7 protein-coding genes and 1 pseudogene are annotated in these 11,494 nt (G+C 43.6%); 6 read left to right on the plus strand and 2 right to left on the minus strand.

Translation table 11 applies throughout. From position 1 onward, the window contains the following. The 5 genes and pseudogenes from ACF8FD_RS04895 (at position 1) to ACF8FD_RS04915 (ending at position 6,750) form a co-directional block, all read left to right on the plus strand. Positions 1 to 3,180, plus strand: coding sequence for an efflux RND transporter permease subunit (locus ACF8FD_RS04895; protein ID WP_279678646.1), 3,180 nt, complete (start codon positions 1 to 3; stop codon positions 3,178 to 3,180). Next, a complete protein-coding gene (gene adeK, locus ACF8FD_RS04900; RefSeq protein WP_234305076.1) occupies positions 3,180 to 4,637 on the plus strand; it encodes a multidrug efflux RND transporter AdeIJK outer membrane channel subunit AdeK in 1,458 nt (485 codons plus the stop codon). The genes ACF8FD_RS04895 and adeK overlap by 1 nt, the downstream gene beginning before the upstream one ends. A gap of 103 nt (positions 4,638 to 4,740) precedes the next feature. Continuing rightward, positions 4,741 to 5,097, plus strand: a complete 357-nt coding sequence (locus ACF8FD_RS04905) for a YbjQ family protein (protein WP_234304605.1) — start codon at positions 4,741 to 4,743, stop codon at positions 5,095 to 5,097. Between the two features lie 3 nt (positions 5,098 to 5,100). Then, positions 5,101 to 5,538 (plus strand): YbjQ family protein, encoded by a 438-nt coding sequence (locus tag ACF8FD_RS04910; protein WP_234304604.1) that lies wholly within the window; start codon positions 5,101 to 5,103, stop codon positions 5,536 to 5,538. Between the two features lie 180 nt (positions 5,539 to 5,718). Beyond that, positions 5,719 to 6,750 (plus strand): annotated as a pseudogene (locus ACF8FD_RS04915) (agmatine deiminase family protein). Positions 6,751 to 6,850: 100 nt separating this feature from the next. Here ACF8FD_RS04915 and ACF8FD_RS04920 read toward each other — a convergent pair. Next, positions 6,851 to 7,657: an SDR family NAD(P)-dependent oxidoreductase gene (locus tag ACF8FD_RS04920; protein WP_234304603.1), complete on the minus strand. Its 807-nt coding sequence runs from the start codon at positions 7,655 to 7,657 to the stop codon at positions 6,851 to 6,853. Positions 7,658 to 7,669: 12 nt separating this feature from the next. Next, entirely contained in the window at positions 7,670 to 8,344 is a 675-nt protein-coding gene (locus ACF8FD_RS04925) for a hypothetical protein (protein ID WP_078389116.1), read from the minus strand. Between the two features lie 182 nt (positions 8,345 to 8,526). On the opposite strand from ACF8FD_RS04925, the gene ACF8FD_RS04930 reads away from it, so the two are divergent. Then, positions 8,527 to 11,421, plus strand: coding sequence for a valine--tRNA ligase (locus tag ACF8FD_RS04930; RefSeq protein ID WP_234304602.1), 2,895 nt, complete (start codon positions 8,527 to 8,529; stop codon positions 11,419 to 11,421). The last annotated feature ends 73 nt before the right edge of the window (positions 11,422 to 11,494 follow it).

Here is an 11,494-nt window from a genome sequence, read left to right on the forward strand (position 1 = left end):
ATGGCTCAATTTTTCATTCATCGCCCTATTTTTGCTTGGGTGATTGCACTGGTGGTTATGTTGGCGGGGGTTCTTTCGCTAACTACAATGCCTGTTGCTCAATATCCAACAATTGCACCACCAGTGGTGACAATTGCTGCAACTTATCCAGGTGCTTCTGCACAGACTGTTGAAAACACAGTCACTCAGATCATTGAACAACAAATGAATGGTCTGGATGGTCTACGTTATATCTCTTCAAACAGTGCGGGTAACGGTCAAGCATCTATTAACTTAAACTTTGAACAAGGCATCGATCCTGATATTGCTCAAGTTCAAGTACAGAACAAACTACAATCGGCAACGGCACTTTTACCTGAAGATGTACAACGTCAAGGTGTAAAAGTCACCAAGTCTGGCGCAAGTTTTATGCAAGTACTTGCATTTTACTCTCCAGATGGAAGTCTTTCTGGGGCGGACATTAATGACTATGTAAACTCAAACATCTCTGAACCGCTGAGCCGTGTTGCAGGTGTTGGTGAACTTCAAGTCTTTGGTGGTCAATATGCGATGCGTATTTGGCTAGATCCAGCGAAAATGAACAGTTTGCAAGTGACACCAAGTGACATTGCTGCTGCAATTCGTGCTCAAAACGCTCAAGTGGCTGTAGGTCAGTTAGGCGGTGCACCTTCTGTACAAGGTCAAGTGCTGAATGCGACTGTCAATGCGCAAAGTATGTTGCAAACACCTGAACAATTTAAGAATATATTTCTAAAAAATACATCTTCTGGTGCTCAAGTCCGTTTGAGTGATGTTGCGCGTGTTGAACTCGGGTCAGATAACTATCAGTTCGACTCTAAATTTAATGGTAAGGCTGCTGGCGGTGTTGCGATTAAACTGGCAACTGGTGCAAATGCACTAGATACAGCAGCGGCTGTAGAAAAGCGCCTCAGTGAACTTCGTAAAAACTACCCAAATGGTTTAAAAGATCAACTGGCTTATGACACCACACCGTTTATTGAACTTTCGATTAAGAGTGTTGTTAAAACCTTAATTGAAGCGATCATTTTGGTCTTTATTGTGATGTTCCTGTTCTTACAGAATTGGCGTGCCACAATTATTCCAACATTGGCTGTTCCAGTGGTTGTATTGGGCACATTTGCTGTCATTAACATCTTCGGTTTCTCAATCAACACGCTCACCATGTTTGCGATGGTCTTAGCGATTGGTTTATTGGTTGATGACGCAATTGTCGTGGTGGAAAACGTAGAACGGGTAATGCAAGAAGAACACCTCGACCCTGTAGCTGCGACCGAAAAATCAATGCAACAGATTTCTGGTGCCTTGGTCGGTATTACCAGTGTATTAACTGCGGTATTTGTACCGATGGCATTCTTTGCAGGCACAACGGGTGTTATTTACCGTCAGTTCTCGATTACGCTAGTTACCGCAATGATTTTGTCACTGATCGTGGCATTAACATTCACTCCTGCCCTGTGTGCAACCTTGTTAAAACAACACGATCCGAATAAAGCAGAAAGTAATAATATTTTTGCGCGTTTCTTCCGTTGGTTTAACAGCAGCTTTGAAAAGCTATCCGTAAAATACCAAGGTGGTGTCAACCGTATGACCCATCATAAAGTATTTTCTGGTGTGGTTTATTTACTGGTGATTGCAGGCTTAGTTGGCCTATATAAAGCTTTACCATCCTCATTCTTGCCTGACGAAGACCAAGGCGTCGTCATGACTTTAGTTCAGCTTCCACCAAGTGCAAGCCTTGAACGTACCGATAAAGTCATCACCACAATGACAGACTATTTCATGAATAAAGAAAAAGAACATGTAGAGTCTATCTTTACTGTTTCTGGTTTCTCATTCACAGGTGTTGGTCAAAACGCAGGTCTTGCCTTTATCAAGCTGAAGGACTGGAGTGAGCGTACGACACCTGAGTCGCAAATTGGTGCCATCATCCAACGTGGTATGGCATTGAATATGATTGTGAAAGACGCATCTTACATCATGCCATTACAGTTACCTGCAATGCCTGAATTAGGTGTATCTGCTGGTTTTGACATCCAATTAAAAGATGCGAGTGGTCAAGGTCATGAAAAACTGATTGCTGCACGTAATGCGATTTTAGGTATGGCAGCACAGGATAAACGCCTTACAGGTGTGCGTCCAAATGGTCAAGAAGATACACCTCAGTATCAAATTAGTATTGACCAAGCACAAGCAGGCGCAATGGGTGTCAGTATTGCGGATATCAATACAACCATGAGCATGGCTTGGGGTGGTTCATATATTAATGACTTCGTAGACCGTGGTCGTGTGAAAAAAGTCTATGTGCAAGGCGAAGCAAATGCACGTATGATGCCTGAAGACTTGAACAAGTGGTATGTACGTAATAGCAGCGGCACAATGGTTCCATTCTCAGCATTTGCAACAGGCGAATGGACTTATGGTTCACCACGTCTAGAGCGTTATAACGGTGTATCTTCTGTAAACATTCAAGGTACTCCAGCACCGGGCGTAAGTTCAGGTGATGCAATGCTCGCGATGGAAGAAATTATTGGTAAGTTACCATCTATGGGCTTACAAGGTTTCGACTATGAATGGACAGGCTTATCTTTAGAAGAACGTGATTCGGGCAATCAAACAGCTCCGCTGCTTGTTCTTTCAATGCTTATCGTCTTCTTATGTCTTGCCGCATTGTATGAAAGTTGGTCTATCCCTGTTTCAGTATTACTAGTTGTACCACTCGGTATTCTTGGTGCATTTGCACTGACATGGTTAGGTATGATCATTAAGGGCGATCCAAACTTATCGTTCAACATCTACTTCCAAGTTGCGATTGTTGCCGTGATTGGTCTTTCTGCGAAAAATGCGATCTTGATCGTAGAGTTTGCAAAAGAGTTGCAAGAACAAGGTGAAGACTTGTTTGATGCAACCCTTCATGCTGCAAAAATGCGTTTACGCCCAATTATCATGACCACCCTTGCATTCGGTTTTGGTGTCCTTCCGCTTGCCCTTTCAACAGGTGCTGGTGCAGGTAGCCAACATTCAGTAGGCTTTGGTGTCCTTGGTGGTGTAATTAGTTCTACACTGTTGGGTATTTTCTTCATTCCAGTATTCTTTGTTTGGATTCGTAGTATTTTCAAATACAAACCTAAGAAACAAAATAATCAGGAGCAAACATCGTGATGCAAAAAGTATGGTCTATTTCAGGTCGTAGCATTGCGGTATCTGCACTTGCGCTTGCTTTGACTGCATGTCAAAGCATGCGTGGTCCAGAACCCGTCGCTCAAGCGGATATCCCAACAGGATATATTGGTTCAACGACAGGTCCATCTGTTGCAGAACAAGGCTATAAAGACTTTTTTGCTGATCAGCGTTTAGTCCAAGTCATTGAGTTAGCACTAGCCAATAACCGTGACCTCCGTACGGCGACTTTAAATATTCAACGTGCTCAGCAAGCGTATCAAATTAGCGAAAACAACCAACTACCAACCATTGGTGCAAGTGGTAGTGTGCTTCGCCAAGATACACTCAGCTCGAATAAGCCAATCACAACGTATAATGTTGCCCTTGGCGTAACTGCGTATGAGTTAGACTTTTGGGGTCGTGTTCGTAGCTTAAAAGACAATGCTTTAGACAGCTATTTGGCGACTCAAAGTGCACGTGATGCAACACAAATTTCGTTGATTGGTCAGGTTGCTCAAGCATGGCTGAGCTATTCGTTTGCTAATGCCAATTTAAAACTGGCAGACCAAACCTTAAAAGCGCAGCTTGAGTCTTACAATCTAAACAAAAAACGTTTTGATGTCGGTATCGACAGCGAAGTCCCTGTACGTCAAGCGCAAATTTCGGTTGAAACTGCGCGTAATGACGTTGCGAACTACAAGACTCAACTTGCACAAGCACAGAACTTACTCAACCTGTTGGTGGGTCAGCCTGTTCCTGCAAACTTATTGTCTCCTCAACCGGTGAAACGCATTACCCAAAGTACGGCGTTGACAGCAGGCTTGCCGAGCGACTTGTTAAATAACCGTCCTGATGTCCGCGCTGCGGAATATCAATTGTCTGCTGCGGGTGCCAACATTGGTGCGGCAAAAGCACAGTTGTACCCAACTATCAGCTTAACGGGTACGGCAGGTTATGCATCGACAGATTTAAGCGATTTGTTTAAATCAGGTGCCTTTGTATGGTCACTTGGCCCAAGCTTGGATATTCCAATCTTTGACTGGGGCACACGTCGTGCCAATGTGAAGATTTCAGAAACTGACCAAAAAATTGCGTTGTCAGATTATGAAAAAACCATTCAAACCGCTTTCCGTGAAGTGAATGATGCCTTGGCAGTACGTGAAAATATTGGTGACCGTCTAGCAGCGCAACGTCGTCTGGTAGATGCAACCAACACCACCTATAAGCTTTCAACGGCACGCTTCCGTGCAGGTATCGATAACTACCTGACTGTACTTGATGCACAGCGTACATCGTACTCAGCGGAACAAGGGTTGTTATTGCTTGAACAAGCAAACTTGAACAACCAAGTTGAAGTGTATAAAACCCTCGGTGGCGGAGTAAAAGCCAATACGTCTGATCAAGTGGTGAAACAACCTTCATCTTCAGATGTGAAATACAACAAAACAGCAAACTAAGGTTTGCAACATCAAAAGCTCACTTCGGTGGGCTTTTTTATTGCTTTTTGCTGGGCTTTTTCCTATCTTCAAAGATAATCAAATCATTTGAATATTGAACATTATGCTTTTAAGTAACCTTGAGTCTGTTCCTGGACATCGCATTTCTCAACAACTGGATGTGGTCTATGGCAGTACGGTTCGAAGTAAACATGTCGGGCGCGACTTTTTGGCAGGGTTAAAAAATATTGTCGGTGGTGAACTCACTGCCTATACCGAGCTTTTAGAAGAATCCCGCCAAGAAGCCATGAATCGTATGATTGCAAAAGCACAAGGCTTAGGGGCCAATGCCATTGTAGGTATTCGTTTTTCAACCTCAAATATTGCCCAAGGTGCATCTGAGTTATTTGTTTATGGTACTGCAGTCCATGTCACACCGTTAGACAACCATCTTCCCGATCCATTTCCAACACAGGCCTAAGCCATGGAAAGTTTAATTTTCCAACTGCTGATCTTTGCGGTGCTCTTTAGCATCGGTTTTGGCTTTGGTCGCTATAATGAACGCAAACATTTAGCGGAGCTTGAACACAACGAGAAGCGTCTTGCTTACATTACTGTGGGTAATTTACGCAAAGTAAGCTTCGAGCAGTCTGGGCACATGATCAGTAGCAATGTTGTGATTTCTCACGATTATTTCAAATATGTACTGGCGACCGTGCAAAACTTTTTGGGTGGTAGACTCACCAGCTATGAAAGTGTTGTCGATCGCGCCCGTCGTGAAGCCATCGTCCGACTCAAACTTGAAGCGGAAAAGCACGGCGCAACGCATATTGCTTGTATGCGACTGGCGACCACAGAAATGGGCATGCAAGGCGGTATGGTCGAAGTCTTTGCTTATGGGACTGCCATTCAAAATCCTTAAACAACGACTATTGACCAATCATACATTCACTAAACTCAAACAGCATGAGCGTTAAAAATAGCTCATGCTCGCTCACCTTCTATCGTACATTCGGATGGCAGATTGCTCACTAGAGCAAAATTCTCTACACTGAACACAATAAAAATGGACATTACCTACACTGTAAATAGGTCACAGATAATGAAATCTTTAGCACTAAAAATAAGTATGGCTGTACTCAGCATGATTCCACTTGTAGCCAAAGCTGAATTAATTGTACTGGCATCCCCCTCAAAGTAATGATACGTACTATGCAAAAATGATTGATGATATTTTTGATTTTCACGTCGATTATGCAAAAAAAAATTATTAAAAATGGAGACAATGTCGTTGTACTAACGGACAAACACCTCTACCCCGACTATGTCAAAGCCTTGGGCAAAAAGCATGTGGCAATCGCACCGATGCATGACATTTGGATGCGCGACTTTACCAGCGCCAATCCTGCTCAACCCGTCATTTTCCGCTACACTGCCGCAGGACAAGGTGGCGCTAAAAAAGGTCAGGCCATTTCAGATGAAGTACAAGACGTGTTTAAATACTATAGTCAAAAAGCAGGCTTACAGTTTACGCAAAGCAAACTATTGAATGATGGCGGAAACTGGGTTGAAAATGGTTATGGCAATCTCGTCCTTAGCACCAAATTTCTAGCGGATAACAAGCTCACCGAAAGCGAAGCCCGCAAAAAATTAATGGCTTTAACAGGTGCAAAGCAGATTGCGTTCATTGAAGCCGATGAACAAGGGGGCTTGGAACATGCCGATGGCGTGGTCAGCTTTGTTGACCAAAACACCTTGGTGATTAACGCTTACCCATCCCGACTATGCCAAGCAACTCAAAGCAGATTTAAAGCGCGGCATTCCCAATGTTAAAATTCGTGAAATCATCACCCCTTATGATGGCAGCGAAATCTACGATGAAAAATTTGGTTCTGCATGTGGTTTATCCACCAACATGCTGGTCACGCCTGAACGGATTTACTTCCCGCAATTTGGGATTAAAGAAGATGCTGTCGCTTTACAGCAAATTCGTAGTGTAACCAAACGTACTGTTGTTCCAGTACAGTCTTCTAATGTCTGTCATATGGGCGGCGGTGTGCGTTGTATGTCTTGGCAAGTTCGTGGGAAAAATGCGGAATTGTTTTTAAACTATTTATATAAAATCAGTAAGTAGTACAGTGCGACTCCCCTATCAATACATAGGGGGATGAGATATGTGAACATCATGATCCCAAAAAGCAGGTGGAAGTGACTTTCCTCCTGCCTTTTTCAATTTACTTCACTTTCATCTTACGAATCATTTTATACAACGTTGTAGGCGATAAACGAGACACCAGAACCCCCATTTTCTCCTTGCGTCCACCGACTACGATGTATTCTTCACCTTTGAGCAAAGCACTCACCACCGTTTGCGCAAAAATATCGGGTTCTAAACCATTTTCAATCGCTTCGTCTTGATGACCCTGTGGTTTACCCGCGCCATTTAAAGCATTAAACGAGACATTGGTTTTAACAAAGCCTGGGAAAATCACCGATACATCTACGCCCTCATTGGCCACTTCGGCACGCAGGCTATTTGCCCACATATGAATGGCAGCCTTGGCTGCTGAATAGCTGGCACGGTACTGCGTCCCCAACAACCCCGCAACACTCGAAACAAAAGCAATACGGCCAGATTTTTGCGCTAAAAATGTCGGCAGAACGGTTTTGGTTAAAAACACTTGTGAGAAATAATCCACTTCCATAATCGCACGTTCAGTCTGCATGCTGGTATCAGCAATCAAGGCACGTTGGCTTAAACCCGCATTATTAATCAGCCAATCAATTCGACCTTTTTTCTGTAGCACTTGCTCATAGGCATGACGAACTTGAGCTTCATCGGTAATGTCGGCACAAATGGAAATGTGTTGATCTGGATTGAGCAGCCCGACACGGACTTTTTCGAGTTCATCAAACCGTCTTGCCGTGAGTATCACCTCTGCCCCTTGTAAAGCACACTCTTTGGCTAGTGCTTCACCTAACCCAGAAGATGCCCCCGTAATCCACACCACCTTAGCCTCTAAACTGTTTAACTGTGCCATGTCCTTATTGCCTCATACCGAAGTTTTATTTGCAGATTGATCATTTAAAAAAGTCAGGAAATGATCGAAATATTGACTCATCATCTGCGCATCATAGATACGCCCTAACTTATCAAAACGTTTATAGCCCAACTGGGTCGTTAAGTTAATCACCCCATTTAGTGTTTTATCGACCACCAGATTAAATTTAAGCATTTTTTTCGGTTCACGGACCAGACTGGTCACCCCTTGATCGACAATTTGCGTAAACACCTTCAAAGCTGGAGCAACATAACTGTTATTGCCTTTCTCCATCTGTTCCGCACAACCCAAAAGTTCAGTGACTAAGGTTTTTTCGACTGGGTAGCTTAAAAAATGTGTGCTCTCGGTGTCATACATCATTTGCTCTAGATAATTCACCATTGGAATTAGACGGTCATTTGAAAAAAAAGACACGGACCACGGCATGTACTTACGCATAGTGTCCACAATGTGCTGAATAATTTTCTCAGACTCCCCATCGCCTGAGGTAGACAAGCGTGCAAGATCGCCAAAGACTTGATCAATCACTTCACATGAAATATCCGCTAAAACCTCACCCAAAGGTTTGGCAAGACTTTGGCTTTCGCCGGCATTAAGCTGTTGATGAATGTGAGCAAAGCGTTGGTGAGTTTCAGGTTTTAATTTTAATGATATTTGATAAGTCATAGTGCCCCCCCTTTTTTTGATTTTTACTGCGAACAAAGCGCACTCTAGGTTTAGACACATCATAAAGCGCTCTGCATCATGTCGCAATTGCTAGATCAACGCATTTGCTTTACATGCCCCCATTTGCGATTTCTTTGCTACAATAGATGCAATTTTTTATCTACTTTTGAACTGTTTGAACTATGACTGATTCAGCGCAAAATATCGCTACAACTTACGATCCGACCGAGATCGAGAAAAAATGGTACCAAACTTGGGAAGAGCGTGGCTATTTCAAGCCCTCTGAAAAAGGTGAGTCATTTTGTATCATGATTCCGCCACCAAACGTCACCGGTAGCTTGCACATGGGTCATGGTTTTAACAATGCCATTATGGATGCCTTAACACGCTACAACCGTATGTCAGGTAAAAACACCTTATGGCAACCTGGTACAGACCATGCGGGTATTGCCACGCAAATGGTGGTTGAACGTCAGTTGGGTGCTCAAGGTGTGAGCCGTCATGACTTAGGTCGTGAAAAATTCATCGAAAAAATCTGGGAATGGAAAGAGCAATCAGGCGATACCATCACCCGTCAGATCCGTCGTTTAGGTTCTTCAGTGGACTGGTCGCGCGAACGCTTCACTATGGATGAAGGTTTATCCAATGCAGTAAAAGAAGTGTTCGTTAAACTGCACGAAGATGGCTTGATCTACCGTGGCAAACGTCTGGTGAACTGGGATCCAAAATTACAAACTGCGCTTTCTGACCTCGAAGTTGAATCGGATAAGGAAGAAGCAGGTTCATTATGGCACTTCAAATATTTCTTTGAAGATAAAAACTTACGTACCCATGATGGCAAAGACCATATTGTTGTCGCGACCACACGTCCTGAAACATTGTTAGGTGATACCGCTGTTGCAGTCGCACTGGATGATGAACGCTATACACATCTTGTTGGTCAAAACATCATCTTGCCAATTACAGGCCGTGCTGTTCCAATCGTGAAAGATGAATATGTTGATAAAGAATTCGGTACAGGCTGTGTGAAAATCACCCCTGCACATGACTTTAACGACTATGAAGTTGGTAAGCGTTGTGAATTACCAATCATCAATATCTTCAACAAAAATGCTGAAGTATTGGTTGAGTTTGAATACATCGTGAAAGCGGGCGAGCAAATTTCTAAAACCATCCCTGCTCCTGTGGACTATATTGGTTTAGAGCGTTTTGAAGCACGTAAAAAGCTGGTTGAACAAGCTGAAACTGAAGGTTGGTTAGACCAAATTCAACCGTACACATTGAAACCACCTCGTGGTGACCGTTCTGGCGTGATCGTTGAGCCATTATTGACCGATCAATGGTATGTAAAAATTGCACCATTGGCGCAACCAGCAATTGAAGCGGTTCAAGACGGTCGCATCAAGTTTGTCCCTGAGCAGTACAGCAACATGTACATGGCATGGATGAACAACATTCAAGACTGGTGTATCTCTCGCCAACTTTGGTGGGGTCACCGTATCCCTGCTTGGTACGATGCTGAAGGCAACATCTATGTCGGTCGTGACGAAGCTGAAGTCCGTGCGAAAAATAACATCCCTGCTGATGTTACGCTTAGCCAAGACGAAGACGTACTCGATACATGGTTCTCTTCTGCGCTGTGGACCTTCTCAACTCTTGGTTGGACGGGCGATGCCAAAAAAGATGCGGAAAACTATTTCCTCAATACTTTCCACCCAACCGATGTCTTAGTCACTGGTTTTGACATCATCTTCTTCTGGGTTGCTCGTATGATCATGTTTACGATGCACTTCATGAAGAATGAAGATGGTACGCCACAAGTACCGTTTAAAACGGTCTATGTTCACGGTCTAGTTCGTGATGGTGAAGGTCAAAAAATGTCGAAGTCTAAGGGCAACGTGCTTGACCCTCTTGACTTGATTGACGGTGTAGACCTTGAGACGTTGGTACAAAAACGTACTACAGGTCTGATGAACCCGAAACAAGCGGCGAAGATTGAAAAATCGACCCGTAAAGAATTCCCAGAAGGCATTCAAGCCTATGGTACAGATGCAGTGCGTTTCACCTTCTGTGCGCTTGCCAACACAGGCCGTGACATTAAGTTCGATATGAAGCGTGTTGAAGGCTACCGTAACTTTGCCAACAAGATCTGGAACGCAACCCGTTTCGTGATGATGAACTGTGAAGAGCAAGTGATTGGTACTGAAGTTCGTCAAGACCTTTGGGAATTGCCTGAACAGTGGATCGTGAGCCGTCTGCAAAAAGCAGAAGCTGCGGTACAACAAGCCTTTGCAACTTACCGTTTAGACTTGGCTGCACAAGCGATTTACGAGTTCATTTGGAATGAATACTGTGACTGGTATGTCGAACTGACGAAACCTGTTCTGAATGATGAAAACGTATCGGTTGAACGTAAAGCTGAAGTTCGTCGTGTACTTCTTGCGGTGATGGAAGCATCTTTACGTCTTGCACATCCGCTTATGCCGTATTTGACGGAAGAAATTTGGCAGACGCTTGCACCGAAGCTTGGTATTTCTGGCGAAACCATCATGCTGGCGCAATACCCTGTTGCCAACCCTGAGCGTGTAAACGAACAGGCTGAAGCAGATATGCAATGGCTTCAAGGTTTGATTGGTGCGGTACGTAACATCCGTGGTGAAATGGGCTTAGGTAATGCACGTTTATTACCTGTACTTTTACAGAACACAACGGAAGCAGAAAAAGCACAAATTTCTCGTATTGAACCCTTGTTTAAAGCATTGGCGAAAGTTGAGAGCATCACCTTCTTGGCGAATGGTGAACAACCACCATTGTCTTCTTCAAGCGTAGTCGGTCATGTGTCTGTATTCGTTCCAATGAAGGGTTTAATTGACCCGAAAGCGGAATTGGGTCGTCTACAAAAAGACTTAGACAAAGTGCAAAAACAGCACGACCAAATTGCAACTAAACTTGCAAATGAAGGTTTTGTGGCGAAAGCGCCTGCGGCTGTGGTTGAAGGCGAGAAAGTAAAACTTGCTGAGTTTGCGGATCAGTTAGCGAAGATTAAAGCGAATATGGAGCAGATTGCGGCGCTTTAATGTATTGTTAGTTTGATCTAAAACCCCCTCTCTTGAGGGGGTTTTTATTTAAAAATTAAAAACTTAATTTAAT

This window comes from Acinetobacter sp. TYF_19 (assembly GCF_043105125.1).
GTDB lineage: Bacteria > Pseudomonadota > Gammaproteobacteria > Pseudomonadales > Moraxellaceae > Acinetobacter > Acinetobacter johnsonii.

What these genes read in the sequence shown, in the direction of transcription:
- ACF8FD_RS04895 (WP_279678646.1), top strand. Translation starts at nt 1, where the DNA reads ATGGCTCAATTTTTCATTCATCGCCCTATTTTTGCTTGGGTGATTGCA.
- adeK (WP_234305076.1), top strand. Translation starts at nt 3,180, where the DNA reads ATGCAAAAAGTATGGTCTATTTCAGGTCGTAGCATTGCGGTATCTGCA.
- ACF8FD_RS04905 (WP_234304605.1), top strand. Translation starts at nt 4,741, where the DNA reads ATGCTTTTAAGTAACCTTGAGTCTGTTCCTGGACATCGCATTTCTCAA.
- ACF8FD_RS04910 (WP_234304604.1), top strand. Translation starts at nt 5,101, where the DNA reads ATGGAAAGTTTAATTTTCCAACTGCTGATCTTTGCGGTGCTCTTTAGC.
- ACF8FD_RS04920 (WP_234304603.1), bottom strand. Translation starts at nt 7,657, where the DNA reads ATGGCACAGTTAAACAGTTTAGAGGCTAAGGTGGTGTGGATTACGGGG.
- ACF8FD_RS04925 (WP_078389116.1), bottom strand. Translation starts at nt 8,344, where the DNA reads ATGACTTATCAAATATCATTAAAATTAAAACCTGAAACTCACCAACGC.
- ACF8FD_RS04930 (WP_234304602.1), top strand. Translation starts at nt 8,527, where the DNA reads ATGACTGATTCAGCGCAAAATATCGCTACAACTTACGATCCGACCGAG.